This window comes from Myroides odoratimimus, from assembly GCF_030326305.1.
GTDB lineage: Bacteria > Bacteroidota > Bacteroidia > Flavobacteriales > Flavobacteriaceae > Flavobacterium > Flavobacterium odoratimimum_A.
On record NZ_JACAKB010000002.1, the window covers coordinates 284,567 to 307,971 of the forward strand.

21 protein-coding genes and 2 tRNA genes are annotated in these 23,405 nt (G+C 34.5%); 8 read left to right on the forward strand and 15 right to left on the reverse strand.

Features of this window, described 5'->3' with window-relative positions:
- Nucleotides 1–3 precede the first annotated feature (3 nt).
- The 4 genes from HX049_RS03010 to HX049_RS03025 all read left to right on the forward strand — a co-directional run bounded on the left by HX049_RS03010 (nt 4) and on the right by HX049_RS03025 (nt 3,425).
- Entirely contained in the window at nt 4–687 is a 684-nt protein-coding gene (locus HX049_RS03010; RefSeq protein ID WP_041889350.1) for a Crp/Fnr family transcriptional regulator, read from the forward strand.
- 85 nt (nt 688–772) lie between these two features.
- Nucleotides 773–1,795: a DHH family phosphoesterase gene (locus tag HX049_RS03015; protein WP_286413950.1), complete on the forward strand. Its 1,023-nt coding sequence runs from the start codon at nt 773–775 to the stop codon at nt 1,793–1,795.
- Complete coding sequence (gene gldI / locus HX049_RS03020) at nt 1,788–2,339, forward strand: gliding motility-associated peptidyl-prolyl isomerase GldI (protein WP_286413952.1); 552 nt, start codon at nt 1,788–1,790, stop codon at nt 2,337–2,339. Before HX049_RS03015 ends, gldI begins: the two co-directional genes overlap by 8 nt.
- Nucleotides 2,340–2,345: 6 nt before the next feature.
- The gene (locus HX049_RS03025; protein ID WP_286413955.1) at nt 2,346–3,425 is read left to right on the forward strand and encodes a peptidylprolyl isomerase; all 1,080 of its coding nucleotides are present in this window, start codon (nt 2,346–2,348) and stop codon (nt 3,423–3,425) included.
- A 204-nt stretch (nt 3,426–3,629) separates the two neighbouring features.
- Here the strand turns inward: HX049_RS03025 and secA are convergent, their stop codons facing one another.
- The 9 genes from secA to rho all read right to left on the reverse strand — a co-directional run bounded on the left by secA (nt 3,630) and on the right by rho (nt 12,279).
- A complete protein-coding gene (gene secA, locus HX049_RS03030) occupies nt 3,630–6,731 on the reverse strand; it encodes a preprotein translocase subunit SecA (RefSeq protein WP_286413956.1) in 3,102 nt (1,033 codons plus the stop codon).
- A 90-nt stretch (nt 6,732–6,821) separates the two neighbouring features.
- A complete protein-coding gene (locus HX049_RS03035) occupies nt 6,822–7,043 on the reverse strand; it encodes a DUF2795 domain-containing protein (RefSeq protein WP_002986941.1) in 222 nt (73 codons plus the stop codon).
- A 134-nt stretch (nt 7,044–7,177) separates the two neighbouring features.
- Nucleotides 7,178–7,753 carry a cob(I)yrinic acid a,c-diamide adenosyltransferase gene (locus tag HX049_RS03040; RefSeq protein WP_286413957.1) on the reverse strand — a complete coding sequence of 192 codons (576 nt, stop codon included), beginning with the start codon at nt 7,751–7,753 and terminating at the stop codon, nt 7,178–7,180.
- A 166-nt stretch (nt 7,754–7,919) separates the two neighbouring features.
- Entirely contained in the window at nt 7,920–8,609 is a 690-nt protein-coding gene (locus HX049_RS03045) for an ABC transporter ATP-binding protein (RefSeq protein WP_286413959.1), read from the reverse strand.
- 120 nt (nt 8,610–8,729) lie between these two features.
- On the reverse strand, nt 8,730–9,218 hold the full coding sequence (locus HX049_RS03050) for a hypothetical protein (RefSeq protein ID WP_286413961.1): 489 nt from the start codon (nt 9,216–9,218) through the stop codon (nt 8,730–8,732).
- Nucleotides 9,219–9,290: 72 nt separating this feature from the next.
- Nucleotides 9,291–9,364: transfer RNA gene (locus tag HX049_RS03055), tRNA-Arg, on the reverse strand.
- A gap of 53 nt (nt 9,365–9,417) precedes the next feature.
- Nucleotides 9,418–9,491 (reverse strand) — tRNA-Arg (locus HX049_RS03060).
- A gap of 286 nt (nt 9,492–9,777) precedes the next feature.
- Entirely contained in the window at nt 9,778–10,107 is a 330-nt protein-coding gene (locus tag HX049_RS03065; protein ID WP_286413963.1) for a hypothetical protein, read from the reverse strand.
- Between the two features lie 261 nt (nt 10,108–10,368).
- The gene (gene rho / locus HX049_RS03070; protein WP_286413965.1) at nt 10,369–12,279 is read right to left on the reverse strand and encodes a transcription termination factor Rho; all 1,911 of its coding nucleotides are present in this window, start codon (nt 12,277–12,279) and stop codon (nt 10,369–10,371) included.
- 189 nt (nt 12,280–12,468) lie between these two features.
- Here rho and HX049_RS03075 point away from each other — a divergent pair, with 189 nt between their 5' ends.
- Nucleotides 12,469–12,885 carry a DUF4293 domain-containing protein gene (locus tag HX049_RS03075; protein ID WP_286413966.1) on the forward strand — a complete coding sequence of 139 codons (417 nt, stop codon included), beginning with the start codon at nt 12,469–12,471 and terminating at the stop codon, nt 12,883–12,885.
- Between the two features lie 41 nt (nt 12,886–12,926).
- On the opposite strand, the gene HX049_RS03080 is transcribed toward HX049_RS03075, so the two are convergent.
- Both HX049_RS03080 and HX049_RS03085 read right to left on the reverse strand, forming a co-directional pair.
- A complete protein-coding gene (locus tag HX049_RS03080; RefSeq protein ID WP_286413967.1) occupies nt 12,927–13,439 on the reverse strand; it encodes a metallophosphoesterase family protein in 513 nt (170 codons plus the stop codon).
- A gap of 52 nt (nt 13,440–13,491) precedes the next feature.
- Entirely contained in the window at nt 13,492–14,760 is a 1,269-nt protein-coding gene (locus tag HX049_RS03085) for a M64 family metallopeptidase (RefSeq protein ID WP_286413968.1), read from the reverse strand.
- 544 nt (nt 14,761–15,304) lie between these two features.
- Here HX049_RS03085 and truA point away from each other — a divergent pair.
- The 3 genes from truA to lpdA all read left to right on the forward strand — a co-directional run bounded on the left by truA (nt 15,305) and on the right by lpdA (nt 19,519).
- Nucleotides 15,305–16,042 (forward strand): tRNA pseudouridine(38-40) synthase TruA, encoded by a 738-nt coding sequence (truA, locus tag HX049_RS03090; protein ID WP_286413971.1) that lies wholly within the window; start codon nt 15,305–15,307, stop codon nt 16,040–16,042.
- The gene (locus HX049_RS03095) at nt 16,039–17,787 is read left to right on the forward strand and encodes an ABC transporter ATP-binding protein (protein WP_286413973.1); all 1,749 of its coding nucleotides are present in this window, start codon (nt 16,039–16,041) and stop codon (nt 17,785–17,787) included. Before truA ends, HX049_RS03095 begins: the two co-directional genes overlap by 4 nt.
- Before the next feature lie 340 nt (nt 17,788–18,127).
- Entirely contained in the window at nt 18,128–19,519 is a 1,392-nt protein-coding gene (gene lpdA / locus HX049_RS03100; RefSeq protein WP_006257123.1) for a dihydrolipoyl dehydrogenase, read from the forward strand.
- Nucleotides 19,520–19,604: 85 nt separating this feature from the next.
- Here the strand turns inward: lpdA and HX049_RS03105 are convergent, their stop codons facing one another.
- From HX049_RS03105 to HX049_RS03120, 4 genes are all read right to left on the reverse strand, one after another.
- Nucleotides 19,605–20,033, reverse strand: coding sequence for a YjdF family protein (locus tag HX049_RS03105; protein ID WP_286413974.1), 429 nt, complete (start codon nt 20,031–20,033; stop codon nt 19,605–19,607).
- A 31-nt stretch (nt 20,034–20,064) separates the two neighbouring features.
- Complete coding sequence (locus HX049_RS03110; RefSeq protein WP_286413975.1) at nt 20,065–20,820, reverse strand: helix-turn-helix domain-containing protein; 756 nt, start codon at nt 20,818–20,820, stop codon at nt 20,065–20,067.
- 91 nt (nt 20,821–20,911) lie between these two features.
- A complete protein-coding gene (purB, locus tag HX049_RS03115) occupies nt 20,912–22,261 on the reverse strand; it encodes an adenylosuccinate lyase (protein WP_286413977.1) in 1,350 nt (449 codons plus the stop codon).
- A 278-nt stretch (nt 22,262–22,539) separates the two neighbouring features.
- Nucleotides 22,540–23,385, reverse strand: a complete 846-nt coding sequence (locus HX049_RS03120; RefSeq protein ID WP_286413979.1) for a DUF2911 domain-containing protein — start codon at nt 23,383–23,385, stop codon at nt 22,540–22,542.
- Nucleotides 23,386–23,405: the final 20 nt, after the last annotated feature.

Below are 23,405 nucleotides of genomic sequence, written 5' to 3' on the forward strand. Positions count from 1 at the left end.
GTCATGGGCAGATGTGAACAGTGTATTATTAGAGAATTTAGTTCTCTAAAAGCATTAACTAGAGAAGAGCTTTTAACAATATCTGAAACTAAAACGCACTTTATCGTAAAAAAAGGAGAAACCATCTTTACTGAAGGCGATAACCTAAATGGCGTATTTTGTATCAAAGACGGTTTTTGTAAATTGACAAAACTGAACTCTAATGGTAAAGACACAATTGTTAAGCTTGCTAAAAATGGTGACCTTTTAGGACAACGCTCTATCATTAATGAAGAGACATCAAATCTTACTGCAACAGCAATTGAAGACATGCAAATCTGTTTTATTCCTAAAAAAGAAATGATGGAATACTTCACAGATAACAATAAGTTCTCTCTACTTGTCACCAGAGATATCTGTAACCACTTAAAAGATGCAGATAAAGGCTTAGCTGACCACACACACAAAACAGTTAAAGAACGACTTGCTATCATACTTCTAAAACTAGAAGAAGTTGGAGGGATTAATCCTGAAAATAATGCCCTGAATATTCAACTATCTAGAGAAGATCTTGCTAATATGGTAGGTACTGCTACAGAAAGTTGTATTCGCTTATTATCAGAACTTAAAAAAGATGGTATAATAGAATTATCTGGTAAAAAGATCATTCTAAAAGACAAAAACGAACTAAAAGCATTAGCTCAATAATATCATTCATTCTTTAACGTAACTTTTTATCATTTAAACTTAGATATCATTATTTAATATTCTTAAAATAATGTATTTTCGCAACATGATGAATGAAAAATATATAGAGCAGCTTCAATCTATTTTAAGCTCGCCAAAAAAGATAAGTATTATCCCTCATAGAAACCCTGATGGTGATGCCATTGGTTCTACCTTAGGATTATATCATGTTTTAAAAGCTTTAGGACACGAAGCATATATTATATCTCCTAATGACTTTCCTCACTTCCTTGCTTGGATGCCAGCCAGTGAAGACATTATAATCTTTGATAAGAAAAAAGAACTAGCTAATCAGATTCTTTCTTCTAGTGATTACATATTCACATTAGATTTTAATATTCTATTAAGAACAGGGGAAGAAATGGAAAAAGTTCTTGAAAAAATGACCGCTCCATTTGTAATGATAGATCATCACCAAATGCCTGGTGACTATGCTGCATTAACCTTCTCTAACCCTGAATTTGGATCTACATGCGAACTACTATATACTATTATACAAGGATTAAAACTAACTCATTTAGTTGATAAAGATGCTGCTACTTGTATATATACAGGCATTGTAACTGATTCTGGATCATTTAGATTTCCTAAAACAAACGCTAACACCCATCGTGTTATAGCAGAACTTATAGATAAAGGAATAGACAACCCTGCTATACACAATGCTTTATTCGACAATAGTAATTATAACAGATTACAGTTGTTAGGTAAAGCGTTACAAAACATGGTTATTTTACCAGAATATAACACATCATATATATTCCTAACTGATAAAGAACTTAATGAATTCCAACATCAAAAAGGAGATACAGAAGGTTTTGTTAACTATGGTTTATCGATAAAAGGAATTGATTTAACCTTTTTCTTTATTGAAAGAAAAGATGAAGGAATTGTAAAAATATCACTAAGATCACAAGGTAATATGGATGTGAACCAACTAGCTCGTAAATATTTCGAAGGTGGAGGACATGTAAATGCAGCGGGTGGTAAATCAACCTTATCTTTAGAAGATACCATAACAAGATTTACAGACATCATTAAAAAGCATAAAAAAGAATTCTATGTATAAATCTATTCAGTTTCTAAGTTTAGCATTATTTGCTGTTTTTGCTACTAGTTGTAATCAAGATAAAGAAGCAAGAAAACCGATATCGAAGTCAAAAGAAAGTATTATACAAAGCTCTGCTTTGAAAAATATGGATATGGTTAAAAGTGAAGAAGAACTCATAAGCCAATACATAGAAACAGATAAAGAAAACACATATATAAATTCTAAAAACGGTTTTTGGTACAGTTATAAAGAAAGAAAAATACATGACTCTATCAGACCGTCAGAAGGTAATACTATCATGTACACTTACGAAGTTAGTACATTAAAAGATAGTTTATTATATTCTACTAATGATATAGGGGTACTATCTTATGTAGTAGATAAAGAAGACATCCTTCCTATATTAAGACACTCTATAAAACTCATGAAAAAAAATGAGTCTATAAAAGTACTTAGTCCTTCTATCTTAGCGTATAGTTATCTAGGAGACAGAAACAAAATAGGTAAAAACCAACCATTAATATTCACTATAGATCTAAAATCAATAGAAAAAAGTAACTAAAATAATATGAAAAAAATGACAAGTTTAATTCTAAGTATTGTAGCATTAGCTGCTTCTTGTACTTCAGCGAAAACAGATTTACCAGATGGTTTATATGCTGATATCAAAACATCAAAAGGCAATATCGTTGTAGAACTAGAATATGAAAAAGCACCAGTAACAGTTGCTAATTTCGTTTCATTAGCAGAAGGTAATAACCCTTTTGTTGATAAACAATATAAAGACAAACCTTATTTTGACGGTATTACTTTCCATAGAGTAGAACCTAATTTTGTTATACAAGGTGGAGATCCTACAGGTACAGGTTCTGGTGGACCTGGATATGTATTTAAAGACGAGTTTGACCCAAGTTTAAAACATGATAAAGCAGGTACTTTATCTATGGCTAACAGTGGTCCTTTTACGAACGGAAGTCAATTCTTTATTACACATAAAGCTACTCCACATTTAGATGGAATGCATTCAGTTTTTGGATATACTGTAAAAGGTCTTGACATTGTTAACGCTATCACTCAAGGAGACAAGATGGAGTCTGTAAAAATCATTAGAGTAGGAAAAGAAGCTAAAAAATTCAACGCAGTTAAAGTGTTTAAAAAATACTTTGAAGACGCTGACAAAGCTAAAAAGGATCAAGCAGACAAAGTAGAAGGTGCCCAAAAAGAATACGCTTCTAAATTCGCAGAATTAAAAGCAAAAGCTACTAAAACACACTCTGGTCTATCTTATGTTATCATTAACGAAGGAGAAGGGAAAAAGCCTAATATCGGACAAGACGTTATGATTGATTACGCAGGATTCTTTGAAAATGGACTTATGTTTGATTCAAGCAACGAGGAATTATCTAAGCTTTTCGGTACTTTTGATCAAAGAAGAGCTAACGCTAATCAATATATTCCAATTCCTTTTAAATATGGTACTAAAACAGGTTTAATACCTGGTTTCATTGAAGGAATAGAACAAATGAAAATAGGAGACAAAGCAATTATCTTTATCCCTGCTCATTTAGCTTACGGAGAACGTGGAGTTGGTCCTATCCCTCCTAACACTGATTTAGTTTTCCAATTAGAAATGACTACTGAAAAGTAATATTCCAATATATTTAAAATTACAAAAAGGATTGACGTATGTCAATCCTTTTTTATTTGCACATACCATAGCATTCCGTATTCATGCATTTAGTACTGTATAAAACCATTTAACATTCCTAACTACAAATCTATAGAAACGAAAAAAGACGTGCTTAAAACACGTCTTTTTTATTTCACATCATTTATAATGACATATTTATTTTTAAGCTTCAGATACCTCTTCTGCTGGTTGTTCTTGTTGTGGTAAATCTGCTCTAGTCAAGAATGTCATTACCTCAGAATCAACCTCGAAAATAGTTTTTCTAAATAATTCAAATGCTTCGAATTTATAGATTAACAATGGATCTTTTTGCTCATGCACAGCTAACTGAACAGATTGCTTTAATTCATCCATTTTTCTTAAATGCTTCTTCCATGCCTCATCTAGGATAGTCAAAGTAATGTTTTTCTCAAAATCATTAATTAATGACATTCCTTCAGTAGCATAAGCTTCTTCTAAGTTAGTTACGATATTAATCGTTTTAACACCGTCTGTAAAAGGAACTACGATACGCTCAAACTGACCTGCATTGTTCTCATAAACATTTTTGATCACTTTGAATGCTTCTGTTGCACTACGTTTACATTTATCAGCATAAGCATTATAAACGATATCGTATTGCTTATTAGCGATAGCAACTACATCGCCTTTTGCAAATTCTTCTTCACTAACTACATTGTTCGTACCGAAATTACGGATAATATCAAATTCGTAATTTTTATAGTCACTAGCTAATTTGTTAGTTTCTACAATACGCTCACATAGGTCATACATCATATTCGCGATATCCACTTTAAGGCGCTCTCCGAATAAGGCATGCTTTCTACGTTTATAGATTACTTCACGTTGTGCATTCATTACGTCATCATATTCTAATAAACGCTTACGAATACCGAAGTTATTCTCTTCTACTTTTTTCTGAGCTCTTTCTATAGACTTTGTCATCATAGAGTGTTGGATAACTTCTCCATCCTCTAATCCCATTCTATCCATTAATTTAGCTACACGGTCAGATCCGAATAGACGCATCAAGTTATCTTCAAGTGACACATAGAACTGTGAGCTACCTGGATCCCCTTGACGACCTGCACGACCTCTTAACTGACGGTCTACACGACGAGAGTCATGGCGCTCAGTACCGATGATAGCAAGACCTCCTAAGTCTTTTACTTCTTGAGAAAGCTTAATATCCGTACCACGACCTGCCATGTTTGTAGCAATAGTTACGATACCTGATTGTCCTGCTTCTTCTACGATTTGAGCCTCTTGTTTATGCAATTTAGCATTCAACACATTGTGTCTAATACCACGCATTTTCAATGATCTACTTAATAACTCAGAAATTTCAACTGATGTTGTACCGATCAACACTGGACGTCCAGCATTTGATAACTCTACTACATCCTCGATTACTGCTTTAAATTTCTCACGTACCGAACGATAAATCTTATCTTCTTTATCATGACGAGCAATACCTCTATTTGTAGGAATCTCTACAACGTCTAATTTATAAATCTGTAAGAACTCACCTGCTTCTGTAATCGCCGTACCAGTCATACCTCCTAGTTTGTTATACATACGGAAGTAGTTCTGTAATGTAATTGTAGCAAATGTTTGAGTAGCTGCTTCAATTTTCACATTCTCTTTAGCCTCGATAGCTTGGTGTAATCCATCTGAGTAACGACGTCCATCCATGATACGTCCTGTTTGCTCATCTACGATCATAATTTTGTTATCCATTACTACATACTCTGTATCTTTTTCGAATAGAGTATAAGCTTTTAATAACTGGCTTAAAGTGTGGATACGCTCACTTTTCACTCCGAAGTCTTGGAACAATACTTCTTTTGCTTCAGCCTCTTCATCCTTAGATAAGTTTAGCGCTTCGATCTTAGCGATTTCAACACCGATATCTGGAAGTACAAAGAAGTTTTGATCTGTATCTTTTGATAAGAATTGAATACCTAAGTCCGTTAACTGTACTTGATTATTCTTTTCTTCGATCACGAAGTATAAAGCCTCATCTACTTTATGCATTTCTCTATTGTTATCCTGCATATAGTAGTTCTCTGTTTTTTGAAGTAATTGTTTTACTCCTTCTTCACTTAAGAACTTAATTAACGCTTTATTCTTAGGTAAACTTCTATATGCTCTAAACAATAAGAATCCACCTTCTTTAGTATTTCCTTCACGAATTAATTTTTTAGCTTCTGCTAAGAATCCGTTAGCTAGCTTTCTTTGCATTTCTACTAGGTTAGCTACTTCTGGTTTTAATTCATTAAATTCATGACGATCTCCTTGCGGTACAGGTCCAGAAATAATCAATGGCGTTCTAGCATCATCGATTAATACAGAATCCACCTCATCCACGATTGCAAAGTTGTGTTTTCTCTGTACTAATTCTTCTGGAGTATGTGCCATATTATCACGTAGGTAATCAAAACCGAATTCGTTATTTGTACCGTATGTAATATCTGCTGCATAAGCCGCTTTTCTACCTGGAGAGTTTGGTTGGTGATTATCAATACAATCAACAGTCATTCCGTGGAACTCGAACAATGGAGCTTTCCACTGACTATCACGTTTTGCTAAGTAATCATTCACTGTTACTAAGTGAACTCCATTTCCTGTTAATGCATTCAAGTACAATGGTGAAGTTGCTACTAATGTTTTCCCTTCCCCTGTATGCATCTCTGCAATTTTACCTTGGTGTAATACGATTCCCCCGATTAACTGTACATCATAGTGAATCATGTCCCAAGTAACTTGTTTTCCTGCTGCAGACCAGGTATTAGCCCAGTGTGCCTTATCCTCTACGATAGTCACATAAGGTTTAGTCTCTGCGAAGATTCTATCTTGTTCTGTTGCAGTAACGATTACTGTTTCATTTTCTTTGAATCGACGAGCTGTTTCTTTTACTACTGCGAATGCCTCTGGTAGAATATCCAATAGCAATTTCTCAGAGTTGTTATAAGCCTCTTTTTCTAAGCTATCAATGCTAGCGTAGATAGACTCTCTCTTATCGATATCTTGCGTTTTCTCAATTTCTTCTTTATAAGAAGCGATTTTAGCATCTTGATCTGCTCTAGACTGCTGTATCTTTTCTTTGAAGTAAATTGTTTTCGCTCTTAGTTCATCGTTTGAAAGGCTAGATAAAGCTCCTTCATACGTTTTTATTTTCTCAATTAAAGGCTTGATGTCTTTGATATCTCTTTCTGATTTATCTCCTACAAACACCTTTAATATGCTGTTTATGATACTCATAAATTTATGTGGTTTATTTTTTTATTACTGTCAAATCGTAAAATTAAATAAAAAAAAAGCCTTTTTAGAGGCTTTTTTCTTATCTATATCTTAATACTCATCCTCGTTCCAAAGGTAATCTTCGTCAGTCGGATAGTCTGGCCATATCTCTTCCATTGATTCATAGATCTCTCCCTCATCTTCTATAGATTGAAGGTTTTCTACTACCTCTAGAGGAGCACCTGTTCTAATTGCATAATCAATAAGCTCATCTTTCGTCGCAGGCCATGGAGCATCACTTAGGTAAGATGCTAATTCTAATGTCCAATACATCTCTATTCGTTTTAAATTTTTAATGCAAAAATAATTTTTATTATGAAATTATCAAGCTTTTTTTTATTTATTTCAGCTGTTTTCAAGAACGTAGCTTTTTAAAATCTACAGATTTTAAGAAAAATAACACTTTTTTAGTCTTCTTTTCTTGGAATCCATTTCACTTCTTCAGCCTGTAAATCAAAAGTCAACTTTCGTGCCAACACAAAAAGATAGTCAGAAAGTCGGTTTAAATATTTTAAAACTGACTCGTCTACAGGCTCTGACTCATTCAGACTCACTGACAAACGCTCTGCTCTACGACAAACACATCTTGCAATATGACAATATGACACAGTAGTATGTCCACCTGGCAAAACGAAATGAGTCATCTGTGGTAATGATTCTTCCATACGGTCAATTTCATTTTCTAACAGCTCTATATCCGCCACACTTATTTTTGGAATATTTAGTCTTTCTTTTCCATTTTTCAAAATTGCTTTCTCTGGATCAGTTGCTAATATAGCTCCCACAGTGAATAATCTATCCTGAATCTCTATCAATACTTTTTTATACAAGGGATTCATCTCTTGATCGCGGATTAAACCGATATACGAATTCAATTCATCTACAGTACCATAACTTTCTATTCTGATATGATGTTTTGGCACACGTGTACCGCCAAATAACGCTGTTGTTCCCTTATCTCCAGTTTTTGTATATACTTTCATAATATTGTTCTTGGTTTAATTAACTCACAAAGTACAACAAAAAAAGAATTGTATAATATTTATTCTCTAATCAAATAGCTATTATTTCTAGTTGAAGACTTATACTCACTAAATAAAACAATGCTATCCCTAAAGCTAGTTACTTTTAAACATCAAATATCAACGTCTACTTAATACGTTCATCACTTTCTATCACACCATCTCTAAGTCTAATGATGCGATGTGCATGCGCAGCTATATCTTCTTCATGTGTTACTAGTATAACTGTATTTCCATTCGCATGTATTTCATCGAATAGACTCATTATTTCTACAGAAGTCTTAGTATCTAAATTTCCTGTTGGCTCATCAGCTAATATAATAGCTGGTTTATTCACTAGAGCACGAGCTACAGCTACACGTTGCCTCTGCCCTCCTGAGAGTTGATTAGGATGATGATCTATACGATCACTTAATCCCACCTGATCTAGTACTTCTTTTGCACGCGCATTGCGTTCTGCTTTAGAATTACCAGCATATACCATAGGTAGCGCCACATTGTCTAACGCAGTCGTTCTAGGCAATAAATTAAAAGTCTGGAATACAAAACCGATATGCTTATTTCGAATCTCTGCTAATTGATCATCTTTTAGAGCACTAACATCTTTACCATCTAGGTAATAGCTACCCGAAGTAGGTGTATCTAAGCACCCCAATATATTCATCAAGGTAGACTTGCCGCTTCCTGAGGGTCCCATTAGAGCAACATAATCTCCTTTTGCTATTTCTAAATTTACACCTTTCAACACATATACTGTTTCAGAGCCTAATTTAAAATCGCGTTTAATATCTTTTATTTGAATAATATGAGTAGACATAATAGATAGTTTAGTTATGCTTTTAGTTCATTATCTTTTCTGACGATCTGAAAGACTCTTCTAAGATAAATAAATTACTAGAAATAATACATCTACGTGCTAACTATCTGATAGAAACTATTACATACGTAGAATAAAATGTTGTTTTAATTGCTCTGATCTAACAAATGCCACACCGTAATAATAGAAATCTACCGTAGCACTGAAGCCTTCATCTAACACAATCTGTTTCCATAAAGCCTCCACATCTTCTCGTCCTTCTCTTCTATCAATCACAAGGACGCTATCATTATGCATTCGAGTACGTAGTTTAGTTATATCGACGTCATTAACACTAGACATATAGATCATATCTACTACATCAGAAGATTCATTCAGTGATTCAGCACAAGCCACCTCCACAGATAAGACTCCATGTACAGCAAGAGACTGAGGTTGATAATAGCTTAGCATGCGCAACATAAAAGCATCTTTCTTAGCCATTCCTCTCCATCTGCTATCTTTAGGATATAATCCTTTAGTCAGTAAATTAAATATAAATGGAGAGTGTACCCCATGTTCATTACTTGACTTCCACCAATATCTAAAATAGTTCTCTTTCTTAGTCATCCCATTATAGTAAAGATTCTTCTACAAAAATACATATAAATAAAAAAAGCTTCTCAAATGAGAAGCTTTTAGTGACCGCGGCAGGATTCAAACCTGCAACCTTCTGAGCCGTAATCAGATGCGCTATTCAGTTGCGCCACGCGGCCATTAATTCTTTTATTTATTTCTATCACAGTCTTGATTCAAATCAAGACTTTAGTGACCACGGCAGGATTCAAACCTGCAACCTTCTGAGCCGTAATCAGATGCGCTATTCAGTTGCGCCACGTGGCCTATTGCTTAATTGCGAGTGCAAATATAGGACGATATTCTGTAAATACAAACCCAGCAATAAAAAAATATCAATTAATTTTCACCTCTATTTTTTAACTTTCTTACTATTAATCGTTTAATGATTTGAAAAAAAATAATTTTAACATCTCTTTTATTAGATCTTTTCTACCAAAACCTTAGCTTCTTTCATTTCTTAGGTAATATTTATTTGAATCTATAAGAGAAAAACAAATCAAAAGTGAGTCTATATCTAATACCACAGAGAGTATTACAAACAAATAAAACTTTAAAAATCTCCTTTAGACGGTAAAAAATGTAGGAATAATATCGCTGTAATAACGAAAATCATCAAAACAAAATAGAATGGATTACCTGTAAAAAGACCACAGACCAAAAATAACACAGTTGCCACAACTCCTATAAATAAGAAGTCAAAACTCTTTTTATCGATTAAATCATCGTCCCATTCCTCTTCTTCTTCTCTCAACATTTCCTCTTGTTCCTGTTTATATTGAAGATATTCTTCCTTGGTATTAAAACGCTTAATAGAGAAAAACCTTCTAACGATAAAATAGGCTAGTATAGCTACTACTATAAATATTGTTAGTTCATACATAATCTTCTTCTTTTACACCCTATACTCTGACAAAAAACAACTAGACAAAAACCAATACAGCATTCTACTACTGACTTCTCTTTATATCGTCATTTCTTCTGTCATTAAAACTGAGTCAAAGAAACAACTTTTGTTTTATTCTCAAAACATTTTATATTGAAAATTACACATTTACATAATATTTAAGAAATTAATCATAAAAAAAAAGAGAACACTTATAAATTATAAATGTCCTCTTTTCCAATATACATACAGGTTATTTTACTTGCTTAATGTTTTTAATACCTCGTCATTATTCGTAGTATTTTTCACATTGTCAATGATAGATGTCATCGCTTCTACAGAGTTCATATCATCTATATATCTTCTAACCATAAGAGCACGCTTAAGCTCCCATTCGTTTAATAATAAATCATCTCTACGTGTACTAGATGAAGTAATATCTATCGCAGGGAAAATACGTTTATTTGCCAACTTACGATCTAGCTGTAACTCCATATTACCAGTGCCTTTAAATTCTTCGAAAATCACCTCGTCCATTTTAGATCCCGTATCCACTAAAGCTGTAGCAATAATACTAAGAGATCCTCCATTTTCTATATTACGAGCCGCTCCGAAGAAACGTTTTGGTTTTTGTAATGCATTAGCATCTACCCCTCCACTTAACACCTTTCCAGATGCTGGCTGTACAGTATTATAAGCTCTTGCTAAACGCGTGATAGAGTCTAATAAGATTACTACATCATGACCGCACTCTACTAATCTCTTTGCTTTCTCTAATACGATATTAGCTACCTTCACATGTCTTTCTGCTGGTTCGTCGAATGTAGAAGCAATTACCTCAGCATTCACACTACGTTGCATATCTGTCACCTCTTCAGGACGCTCATCTATAAGTAATACGATTAAGTATGCCTCAGGGTGATTAGCAGCGATAGCATTCGCTACATCCTTTAAAAGAACAGTCTTACCTGTCTTTGGTTGAGCTACGATCATACCACGTTGCCCTTTACCGATAGGAGCAAACATATCCATTAGACGGGTAGAAATAGTACTACTCTTCGCATCTAGATTAAATTTTTCATTCGGGAACAAAGGAGTCAAATGCTCAAAAGAAACTCTATCTCTAACAGACTGAGGGTCATGACCATTAATTTTTAACACCTTTACTAATGGGAAGAACTTCTCTCCTTCTTTTGGAGGGCGCACCACTCCTTTTACTGTATCACCAGTCTTAAGACCAAATAATCTAATCTGTGACTGAGATAAATAAATATCATCCGGAGATGATAAATAGTTGTAATCCGCAGAACGCAAGAATCCATATCCATCAGGCATCATCTCTAATACCCCTTCACTCTCTATAATACCATCAAATTCATAATCAGGTTCTCTGAAATTATTCTTTTTGTTGTTATTATTTCTATTCTGTTGATTGTTATTTCTTTTTTGATTGTCGTTTTCAGACTGTTGCGTAGTAGTATTGTCTACAGTAGACACTTCCTCTTTCGTTACAGGCTCTCTATCTACTGCTGTAGCATTACCTCCTTCAGTAGAAGTATTATTCTTTGGTTGTGATTGTTGTTGACGAGATTTAAAATCACGTTTTTGTCCATCACGTCTATTATTATCAGATTGTCTCTTTTTGAAATCCCTTCTATTTTCGTTTGTAGAACCTACTTTTTCTTCAGCAGTTGATTCACTTACGGTTTCTTTCTTCTGTTCTTGTTTCGCAGGAACTTCTTCATTTCTGTGCTGAGATGTTTTGCGTTGCGCATTATCAGCTAAAACACGAGAAGCCTGTTCCACTTTACTCTCTACCTTACCCTCATCCTCATTAGGTTTACCTAGTCTAGGTCTTTTTGATTTCTCAGTAGTAGGAGTTGTATTTTGATTAGCTATTTTATCTGTTTTTACATCGTTATTAGCATTATCTACAGCTACTTTTTTAGCCACTGCAGGAGCCTTCTTTTCCTCTAAAGGAGCTTTATCCACAGGTTTAGCTTTTACAGGTGCTTTTTTTCCCTCTGCATTTGTCGCTTGTTGATGTTCTAATATCTGCCCTATAAGTTCGTCTTTTTTCAAAGAAGCCACCTTAGCAATTTTTGCTTTTTTAGCAATCTCCTGAAGATCTGCGACCTTCATTTTTTTTAGTTCGGAAATTTCAAACATATAAATGTTTATAGATTATAAAAATATTGAGTTGTGTAATTTTAAATAAGAATGGAAATTTAAAATAGAATTGTCGTATTATGAAGAACTTACGACAGTACTGATGCAATATTACGAATAAAATTTTATAAACAATAGGTTTTTATAAAAAAGAAACACTATTTTTGTACTTCATACATTTTTACAATTATGTTACAGAGAATACAGACTGTTTATTTGATTCTTGTTTTTATCATTATGGGAGTGCTACCTTTTTTCTTCCCATTATGGACAAATGGTGCGAATGAACCTATCTATTTCATGATGATGCCTTCATCTACTATCCTATTTGGATTATCTACTGCTCTTACTGTAGTAGCTATTATGGGGTATAAAAATAGAAAGAGACAGTTTGTAATTAATAGATTGAATATAATATCAAACTTTATACTATTAGGATTATTTGTATATCGTACACTAACAGTATCTGGAGAAACTGCGGAAGCTATTTCTGAGAAAGGTATTGGGATGTTCCTCCCTATTATTTCTATCCTGTTCCTTGTCTTAGCGAACAGAGCCATTAAAAAGGATGAAGATCTCGTAAAATCTGTGGATCGTTTACGATAAACCTAACATCTTAGTTTATTAGTGCGTTAAAAAAGCCGAACCTATATGAGTTCGGCTTTTTTGTTTTTAGGCCATTCGATAATTTCCATATCCTTTATAGTTCCATTATCTATCACAAAACGCAACATCGTACGTACCTGATGAAAACCACTTATACCGGCAGCACCAGGATTTAGATGAAGTACTCCCATCATCTGATCATACTGCACCTTCAGTATATGAGAGTGCCCACAGATATAGATGCCTGGTTTTTCTAGCTTTATTCGCTCTTTTACTTGAGCTCTATACTTCCCAGGATAGCCCCCTATGTGGATCATATAGACTTTCATCCCTTCACAATCAAAGAATAACTCTTCTGAAAATTCTAGTCGAGCCTCTTTACCATCTATATTCCCCCATACGCATCTAAGCGGTTTTAACGCCTTTATGGTATCGGTCACTACTAAGTCTCCTATATCACCTGCATGCCATACCTCATCTGCCTGTCTGACATACTTAAGAATAGACTCATCTATAGTGCCGTGCGTATCTGATAGTAATAATATTTTTTTCACCTGTATCTATTTATAATAAGATAGCCTCTCTTAGTGAGAGGCTATACTATGATTACTCTGTATAAAACAAAATTAATTCTTCTATTGCATTCTGACAAACAGGACAGAACTCTGGGTACTGATTCGTTTTCATTCTACAGTCTAATGTACCTTTATACACCTTGCGTCCTTCTAATCCTTCATATACTCCTAACGGGTATTTCTTACTGTCTTTTTCTAAAGTAGGTACCGGAGTTCCCTTTTTAAGCATTTTTTTCCACTTGCTATCAAAGTCTACTAACGTAGTTATATTCTGCTCCCAAGGTTCTGTCTGATTAGAAATCAAATCACTCAACACATCATTTGGATAAAAATACTCATCTGCTAATCCTGCAAAACTATGCCCAAACTCGTGTACTACCACAGGTTTAAAATCCTTATGTCCTGTAGTCGTCAATGTATACGAATTATAGATTCCTCCTCCTCCATACACATCTGTATTTGCAAGAATGATGATGTGCTCATAAGGAATACCTGCCAATACATCATGTAACTTCTTAATTCTATTTGTAGTCAAATAACGCTCCGAATAAAAAGTATCAAAATTAGACTCTACAGCTGTCTTTTTCCAATCTCCTTGTCTTGGAACACTTACCCCTGAGTCTTTAGAAGCGCTCTGTACAGCAATAAAATTAAAATTATCAGCAAATTTATCGAAAGGCTTATGCGCTAATAATTGTTCTATAGACACCTTTACAGCATCCATAAATTTTCCCATTTCTTCTTCTTTAAATCCTTCTGCTACGAATACAACATTGATTGCCTTAGCGTTATCTTTCGCTTTATGTACATATTCATGTTTAGTTACGTCTTTAGTTCCCTTAGTATGGATTAATATATCTTTAGGATCCACATGGTGTACTAATTTATCTTTTTCTTTTCCATCCGCATCGAAGAGTATTAGCTCTATACGCACATTATCTTTCGGAAACGGTACTAAAAACACATTCTCAAAGCTTTTTGTATTCTTCTGTGCTTCCTCTGTAGATAACCACTCTTGGAATAGTGTACTGAAGCTATTGGTATAGATTAATGTATTTGTTTGCTCATCATATACACGCACTTGTCCATTTCCTTTTAAGGCATTCTCTCCTAAGTTATGTGTACGCCCAGCCCATGAAGGCAAAGAGATTAATTCATCTAACAAAATAAATTGTCTCTCGTTATTTCCTCCGAATACATAATCTAGACGCAATGTTTTGTCTTCAAAATATTGATTAAAATCCTGTGCCTGTACATAAGAGCCTATACACAAGCCCAGTAATACTAGTAGTTTTTTCATTATTAATATAGTTAGGTTAATTGGGTTAATTACTTGTTACAACAAGTCAAGTCGTAAAAATAAACATTATTCTAAACTATCTCTTGGTTTTAACGTTGTTTACTTCGTATAGAGTTAATTGACCTGTCCATAGAGTTAGTCTTTCTGCTATAATCAACATAATTTTATCAGAGCCATCAGCCTAATGCACTGCTCACAGTAGAGTTATACACATTAAGCACGCAATTACGAAAGATCAAAAAATTGATTTTTTCTGAAGTCATCGCATAGTGGTCGGATAGTGATCGCATAGTGGTCACATAAAAAAAGGATAATACTATGCGATCACTATACTATCAAACTACGATCATTATTCTATCATAATAGCTCTAAATAAATCTAATTTTCATTCTTGCCTAACACGAATAGCAATTCATCTAGCCCTTTCACTTGATAATTATTTGTTCTTCTATTAAAAATATGAGTTCCTAATTTTATAATAACATCAACTACCTAGTCCCGATTTTAAAGTATATTTGCGTTTTACAAAACAAAGAGAATTACATTGAGATACTTTTTAGAATTCGCATATAACGGAACACATTATCACGGATGGCAATTACAACCTGATGCTATATCAGTACAGGAAGTACTGACTAAAGCAATCTCTACCCTACTACGCACCACTATAGAGCTAGTGGGAGCAGGTAGAACAGATGCTGGAGTACATGCTAAGCAGATGTATGCACACTTTGATCACGAGTTACCTTTTGACAAAGATTCTTTAGTACAACGAATGAATTCTTTTTTACCTGAAGACATTGTTATTTATAATATACATACCGTAGCAGATGATGCCCACGCACGCTTCGATGCGACGGCACGTACCTACGAGTATCACATTCATCAGTATAAAGATGCGTTCTGTAACGCGGGTAGCTACTACCACTTTAGACCACTGAATGTAGCATTAATGAATCAAGCTGCTCAAATCTTATTTGAGTATGAAGACTTTGAATGTTTCTCTAAGACACATACAGATGTATTCACCTTTAATTGTACTATTTATAAAGCACATTGGGACATTCTACCTGATAACAGACTAGTATTCACCATATCTGCTAATCGCTTCCTCCGCAATATGGTCAGAGCGATAGTGGGTACCTTAGTCAATGTAGGACTTGAAAAAATAACACTAGATGACTTCAGAACGATAATAGAAAGTAAAGACAGAGGCAAAGCTGGCTTTTCTGTACCTGGAAAAGGTCTTTATTTAACTCAAGTTAGTTACCCTTACTTATGAAAAAACTAAAATCATTATCTCTACAGAAATTATTACAATATACTAAGCCGTATCAAAAGCGATTTAATTGGGTAGTTGTATTTGCGATTTCCCTTTCTATATTCGCTGCCATACGTCCGTATATGCTAAAGATAACTGTAGACGAATACGTACAGAAACAAGATCAATCTGGACTCTTACTCTATATCCTACTGATGGGATTAGTACTCGTACTAGAAGTATCTTCACAATTCTTCTTTACCTATTGGGCGAACTGGTTAGGACAAGATATCGTAAAAGACATTCGAGAGAAACTATTTGATAAAATCATCAACTTCAGAATGCGCTATTTCGATAACGAACCCGTAGGAAAATTAGTGACACGTGCAGTCTCTGACATAGAATCTATCGCTAGTATCTTCAGTCAAGGGCTCTTTATGATCGTCAGTGACTTACTAAAGATGTTCGTGGTACTGTGTATCATGTTCTATATGAACTGGAAGTTGAGCTGTATCGTACTGATAGCTATGCCTATTCTATTATATGCTACGCGAGAGTTCCAACGACACATGAAAACTGCGTTCCAAGAAGTGCGTACACAGATATCTAATCTAAATACATTCGTACAAGAGCGATTAACCGGAATGAAGATCGTACAACTCTTTACGAGAGAAGAAATAGAATACGAAAAATTCAAGGAGATTAACCATAAGCACAATGTAGCTTGGCTAAAGAATATTCTGTATAACTCTATCTTCTTTCCGATAGCAGATATCGTATCTTCTCTTACACTTGGTTTTGTGATTTGGTATGGAGGGATGTCTATCGTACAAGGGGACAACCTAACTTCTTTCGGAGATTTATTCGCTTATACGATGTTGATCACCATGCTATTTAACCCATTGAGACAGATAGCTGATAAGTTTAATGTCATGCAAATGGGGATTATCGCAGCAGAGCGTGTATTCGAAGTATTAGAAACGGAAGAACAAATAGATGATAGCGGAACAGTCACTGCTCCACAGTTTGACGGTAAAATAGAGCTAAAAGATGTTCGCTTTAGTTATATCGAAGGAACAGAAGTACTGAAAGGGATTAACCTAGATATAGCACCTGGTAGCACTATTGCGATCGTGGGAAGTTCTGGTGCTGGTAAGTCTACTATCATCAATCTATTAAATAGATTCTACGATATAGACAGTGGTACGATCTGTATCGATGGTATTAATATCAATGACTATAAACTGGCTACACTGCGCAAACAAGTAGCAGTAGTACTTCAAGATGTATTCTTATTTAGTGACACGATATATAACAATATTACGCTACACGATAAGAGCATCACAAGAGAAATTGTCATCCAAGCTGCTAAGAAAATAGGGATACACGACTTCATCTTACAACTCCCTGGTGGGTATGATTATAATGTGAAAGAACGCGGTGTCATGCTATCATCTGGACAGCGCCAGCTGATCGCTTTCTTACGTGCGTATGTTAGTAACCCTAGTATTCTGATACTAGATGAGGCCACCTCTTCTATCGATACGCATTCAGAAGAGTTATTACAGAAAGCGACTGACTATCTAACTAAAGATAGAACGTCTATCATTATAGCACACCGATTAGCAACGATAGTAAACGCTGATCAAATCATCGTAATGGATAAAGGTAAAATAGTAGAAAAAGGAACGCATAAAGACCTATTAGAAATCCAAAACGGATACTATAAAAATCTACATGAGTCACAGTTTAACAAACAAATATAGCTCAATATACAGAAGCGATAGGTTCACATCTATCGCTTTTTTATTGTTCATTATAAAGATGGTTTCTCTACTCAACATGAATTAGACGAAAACTTCCGAAGAGTAGAAATACTTTTGTTCTAAAATTTCAATATTTTTAGCACACTATTCTATCCTAGTTTTTTAAAAGATTATCAACAATATTGCCTTTTTGATAATAATTGTCACGTCCTAATAGCCAAATAAGCTACACTCCTTGCAATTACCTTAGTTACAGCCTATCAACTTTTCGTATTGAAAGTTTCAATAACAGAAATAAATGATTATTTTCGTAGCATAAAATATAGAAATATATAGATATATGAAATTCGATATTATTGTTTTAGGAAGTGGCCCTGGAGGTTACGTTACTGCGATTAGAGCTTCTCAGTTAGGTTTTAAAGTTGCAGTTGTTGAAAAAGAAAATTTAGGAGGTATCTGCTTAAACTGGGGATGTATCCCAACGAAAGCTCTTCTTAAATCGGCACAGGTGTTTGAGTACCTTAAACACGCTTCTGACTACGGATTGACTATCAATGGTGATGTAGATAAAGATTTCAATGCTGTTATCGCACGTTCTCGTAACGTAGCTGAAGGAATGAGCAAAGGAGTTCAATTCTTAATGAAAAAGAATAAGATCGAAGTTATCGACGGATTCGGAAAAGTAAAACCAGGTAAGAAAGTAGACGTTACTGACAAAGATGGAAAAGTAACTGAACTATCTGCTGACCATATTATCATCGCTACAGGTGCTCGTTCTAGAGAGTTACCTAACTTACCTCAAGATGGTAAAAAAGTAATCGGATACAGACAAGCACTAACATTACCTCAACAACCTAAGAAAATGATTGTTGTTGGTTCTGGAGCTATTGGAGTGGAGTTCGCTTACTTCTATAAATCAATGGGTACCGATGTAACTATTGTTGAGTTTATGCCAAATATCGTTCCTGTAGAGGATGAAGATATCTCAAAACAATTTGAGCGTTCTTTAAAGAAAAATGGTATCAACATTATGACTAACTCTTCTGTAGAGCGTATCGACACTACAGGTGAAGGAGTAAAAGCATATGTAAAAACAGCTAAAGGTGAAGAGGTATTAGAAGCTGATATCTTATTATCTGCTGTAGGTATCAAAACGAATATCGAGAACATCGGATTAGAAGAAGTAGGTATCGCTACAGATAGAGATAAAATCTTAGTAAACGACTTCTACCAAACTAACGTACCTGGATACTATGCTATCGGTGACGTAGTACCTGGACAAGCGTTAGCTCACGTGGCTTCTGCTGAAGGTATCTTATGTGTTGAGAAAATCGCTGGACACCATGTAGAGCCATTAGATTACGGAAATATCCCAGGATGTACTTATGCTACTCCAGAGATCGCTTCTGTAGGTATGACTGAGGCTAAAGCGAAAGAGGCTGGTTATGAACTTAAAGTAGGTAAATTCCCATTCTCTGCATCTGGAAAAGCAAAAGCTGCTGGTACTCCTGATGGATTCGTTAAAGTTATCTTCGATGCTAAATACGGTGAGTGGTTAGGATGCCACATGATCGGAGCTGGTGTTACAGATATGATCGCTGAGGCTGTAGTTGCTCGTAAATTAGAAACTACTGGATACGAAATCCTTAAAGCTGTGCACCCACACCCTACTATGAGTGAGGCTGTGATGGAAGCTGTAGCTGATGCTTACGGTGAAGTAATCCACTTATAAGAATTAGATTATTCAATATATAGAAACGGGCTGCCTTAAGGTAGCCCGTTTTTTTATTTATCCTTACTTCTTTTATACTTTAAAATTAATGTCCTCTATGTTTTTCCTTTTTCTTCTTTTGCCTTAAGACATACTTAAACTGCTCACGTTCTTCTTTTAGTAATCTATTCTCTTTTTTGCGCACACTCTTATCTATCTCTAGTTGCTCTTTCAACATGAGTTGTGCTTTTGTAAAAACATATTTCACTTTTAAGTCACTTTGTAATAAACGATTTTTCTTAACTTGTTTCTTAAATCTATACTTGTTCTTCTTACAAGCCCCTTTAATACTAAAGGTATATTTCAATTCATTAAAATCAAGTTCACACAGAAACTTATTAATGGTAGAGTAATCTGGTTCTGCTGTTCCTATAACTTCCTTAGCTACAGAATACTGTTTACCCTCTGTCTTCTCAAATAAAACAACCCAATAAGGTTGATCAAAATACACTGTTACCATTTGTTCTGTTATCATTTGTTTCTTTCTTTTGATTAAAAAGACAAAACTAAATATCGGAGAACTTTGATAATTGAATAAAACGGTCATTTTTATTTTGAAATAATTCTCTTGGTGTCACCCCACATAACTTTCGCGTTTCACGAATAAAATGAGCCTGATCTGAAAAACCTATGTCAGGAAAGAAACTTCCTCTCTTAACCCCTGCTACGTTAGAATAGAACCTCAAAATATTACAATACTTCTTTAAGGATATACCAAAACCATTATTAAAATATCTATTCATTTGTCTTTGGCTCCAAAAAATAGTTGATTCCAACTCTTTAATCACAATATTCCCACTATTCTTAGTAACAATATCAAATAAATCAATCTTCTTATGATCAACACCTTCTACATCAATAGAAGTAGCCCACATATAAGCAGAAGTTATTAGCTTTTGAATATTTCCTCTACTAAAATCAATTTGAGGCAAAAAATCTGAAGGTAAACAACATTGACTATCTACAATATCATTAATATTAATTTTCAAGAGATACTCTATACCAAGTGGAGTGAAACTAATCACTCTCATCTCACTATGAGGAGGAATGACAGTCATTTCTGGCTTAGTACACAAACCGAACAACATCTTCTGCATATTCCCTTCCAAATCGTAAAAACAACACATATCTATCATTCCATCAGGAATTAAAACAATCTCATGTCCAAAAGAACTAGTATTATTCAATACCCATACAGAACTGATATATATAGCAAGCTGATCCTTAAAAAGGTGTTCTTCAAAATTAATGATATCCGTCATTTTTAAATCATTTCGAATTAATATTAAAATTAATAAAAAAACGAGTCTTTCTTTCGAAAGACTCGCTTATTCATTTTATTGTAAATTCTTATTACAGAATATCTACTCCTAAATAATTAGCTGGTGTGATTGCTTTAAGTTCAGTTTTAATCGCATCAGATACATTTAACGTGTCGATGAAATTATGCATTGATTCTTTATTAATCACTGTATTCGTTCTAGTTAAATCTTTTAAAGCTTCATACGGATTAGGGTATCCTTCTCTTCTTAGGATAGTCTGAATAGCTTCTGCTACTACAGCCCAGTTATTCTCTAAGTCTTGAGCAAACTTATCTGCATTCAGCAATAACTTATTCAATCCTTTTAATGTAGACTCAAATGCAATAAGCGTATGTCCAAAAGGTACTCCTACGTTACGCAATACTGTACTGTCAGTCAAATCACGTTGAAGACGTGATATCGGTAACTTAGCTGCTAAGTGTTCAAAGATTGCATTAGCGATACCTAAGTTTCCTTCTGAGTTTTCAAAGTCAATAGGATTCACTTTATGAGGCATAGCCGAAGAACCTATCTCTCCTGCCTTAATCTTCTGTTTAAAGTAATCCATCGATACATACGTCCAGATATCTCTATCTAAGTCTATTAGTATCGTGTTTATACGTTTTAATCCATCAAAGAATGCCGCGAAGTGATCATAGTGCTCTATCTGTGTAGTCGGGAAAGAATGCTTAAGCCCTAAAGTCAATTCTACGAAGTCAGTTCCAAACTGTTTCCAATCTTGTTTTGGGTAAGCTACATGATGTGCATTAAAGTTACCTGTAGCACCACCAAATTTAGCTGCAAAAGGTACTTGCTCTAATAATGCTAACTGCTGTTCTAGACGCTCCACGAATACGTAAATCTCTTTACCTAGACGTGTAGGAGAAGCAGGCTGACCATGCGTACGTGCTAACATAGGTACATCCTTCCACTCTATGCTTAACTCTTTTAATCTATTGATAACAGTGACTAAAGATGGTTTATACACATCCTCATACGCTTCTTTAGTCAATAAAGGTATAGAGGTGTTATTAATATCCTGAGAAGTTAGTCCAAAGTGAATAAACTCTTTATATTCTTCTAACTTTAAAATGTCAAATGCGCTTTTCAGAAAGTACTCTACTGCTTTCACATCGTGATTCGTAGTTTTCTCCATCTCCTTAATCCACAAAGCATCTTCTGTAGTAAACTCTTGATACAGTTTACGCAATTCAGGAAAGATAGAACTTGGGACATTGGCTAATTGAGGAACATTGTGCTCACATAGAGAAATAAAGTACTCTACTTCTACTAATACTCTGTACTTGATTAATGCTTCTTCTGAGAAATAATTAGCTATTGCATTGGTCTTACCTCTATAACGCCCATCGATAGGCGAAATAGCATTTAATTCTGTTAGCATATTTTAGATTGTGTTGTTAAGACACAAAGATAAAGCATTCAATACAGAATCAAAATAACTTAAATAAAAAAGATAGTTGATAGTAGGTTTGTTTTTTTGTGAAGGTGGTTTTCTATTGTTTGCCTACGGCATAAGGTAATAGGAATTAGAGATATGATTAATTAACAGTTCACAACTTCATAGAAACAAAAAAAGATAGCTCATTAGAACTATCTTTTCTTTATATATTCAGCTATAATACTTCATAAATCAGTATTTTAAGCACTTCTTAATTAAAATTACTTGCTCCACTCTCTTATAGCGTCTTTATTGATCTTTATATAATCAAGGTTATTCGCTTTCTCTGCTAACTCTAATGCCCATTTGGCAGTTTCTACAGCAGCAATTTTATCTCCTCCTTTAGCTTGGATCTGTGATTTTAAGCGTACAAAGTAGTACGGTATTTTCTCCCCTGATTTTTCTATAGCCTTATTTACCCAATCTAGAGCTTTTACAAGATCTTTATTCGTTAGGTAGTAATATTCTGCTGCGCCATAGTAGTCAACGATTGTAGGTCCATCAAATGTCTCTTCTATACTTTGCATTGCCAATTGATCTGTTGGTACTTTAAAACGGATAGGCACAACAGTCTTCTCCCACATAATCTCTAAGTCCGCATAGTCTATGTTCACATTATTTACTGCTACAGTTAATGTCTCAAACTTGCGATCAGAACCAATAGGTTTAACCTTAGTCGATAAAGCTACTTTACTCTCGTCCCATTTCTCTGGTAATCCCCAGTTATTCGTATCTGCATAGAATATTACTTCCCATTCTTCTACTTTAGGAATAGTAAATAATGCGTATGATCCTTTCTTTAATTTCTTACCACCGATCTCTACATCATTACCAAAAGTAACTACCGTATTCATATTCGCTCCTGTTCTCCACATTCTTCCATAAGGAACTAAATCACCAAATACTAAACGCCCTCTCATATTCGGTCTTGAGTAATCAATTTTGATATCTGTAAGTCCCACTACTTGATGTGATTCTGCTTTTGTACTTGTAGGTGGAGTGTGAACTTGTGCTTGTGTACACAGTGTAAACAATGCAAATGATAATGCAACTAAACTTCTTTTCATTTTTCTTAGCTTATTTTATA

Excerpts from the sequence above, each read along its gene's own strand:
- HX049_RS03010 (WP_041889350.1), top strand. The coding sequence starts at position 4 with ATGGGCAGATGTGAACAGTGTATTATTAGAGAATTTAGTTCTCTAAAA.
- HX049_RS03015 (WP_286413950.1), top strand. The coding sequence starts at position 773 with ATGATGAATGAAAAATATATAGAGCAGCTTCAATCTATTTTAAGCTCG.
- gldI (WP_286413952.1), top strand. The coding sequence starts at position 1,788 with ATGTATAAATCTATTCAGTTTCTAAGTTTAGCATTATTTGCTGTTTTT.
- HX049_RS03025 (WP_286413955.1), top strand. The coding sequence starts at position 2,346 with ATGAAAAAAATGACAAGTTTAATTCTAAGTATTGTAGCATTAGCTGCT.
- secA (WP_286413956.1), bottom strand. The coding sequence starts at position 6,731 with ATGAGTATCATAAACAGCATATTAAAGGTGTTTGTAGGAGATAAATCA.
- HX049_RS03035 (WP_002986941.1), bottom strand. The coding sequence starts at position 7,043 with ATGTATTGGACATTAGAATTAGCATCTTACCTAAGTGATGCTCCATGG.
- HX049_RS03040 (WP_286413957.1), bottom strand. The coding sequence starts at position 7,753 with ATGAAAGTATATACAAAAACTGGAGATAAGGGAACAACAGCGTTATTT.
- HX049_RS03045 (WP_286413959.1), bottom strand. The coding sequence starts at position 8,609 with ATGTCTACTCATATTATTCAAATAAAAGATATTAAACGCGATTTTAAA.
- HX049_RS03050 (WP_286413961.1), bottom strand. The coding sequence starts at position 9,218 with ATGACTAAGAAAGAGAACTATTTTAGATATTGGTGGAAGTCAAGTAAT.
- HX049_RS03065 (WP_286413963.1), bottom strand. The coding sequence starts at position 10,107 with ATGTATGAACTAACAATATTTATAGTAGTAGCTATACTAGCCTATTTT.
- rho (WP_286413965.1), bottom strand. The coding sequence starts at position 12,279 with ATGTTTGAAATTTCCGAACTAAAAAAAATGAAGGTCGCAGATCTTCAG.
- HX049_RS03075 (WP_286413966.1), top strand. The coding sequence starts at position 12,469 with ATGTTACAGAGAATACAGACTGTTTATTTGATTCTTGTTTTTATCATT.
- HX049_RS03085 (WP_286413968.1), bottom strand. The coding sequence starts at position 14,760 with ATGAAAAAACTACTAGTATTACTGGGCTTGTGTATAGGCTCTTATGTA.
- HX049_RS03095 (WP_286413973.1), top strand. The coding sequence starts at position 16,039 with ATGAAAAAACTAAAATCATTATCTCTACAGAAATTATTACAATATACT.
- lpdA (WP_006257123.1), top strand. The coding sequence starts at position 18,128 with ATGAAATTCGATATTATTGTTTTAGGAAGTGGCCCTGGAGGTTACGTT.
- HX049_RS03105 (WP_286413974.1), bottom strand. The coding sequence starts at position 20,033 with ATGATAACAGAACAAATGGTAACAGTGTATTTTGATCAACCTTATTGG.
- HX049_RS03110 (WP_286413975.1), bottom strand. The coding sequence starts at position 20,820 with ATGACGGATATCATTAATTTTGAAGAACACCTTTTTAAGGATCAGCTT.
- purB (WP_286413977.1), bottom strand. The coding sequence starts at position 22,261 with ATGCTAACAGAATTAAATGCTATTTCGCCTATCGATGGGCGTTATAGA.
- HX049_RS03120 (WP_286413979.1), bottom strand. The coding sequence starts at position 23,385 with ATGAAAAGAAGTTTAGTTGCATTATCATTTGCATTGTTTACACTGTGT.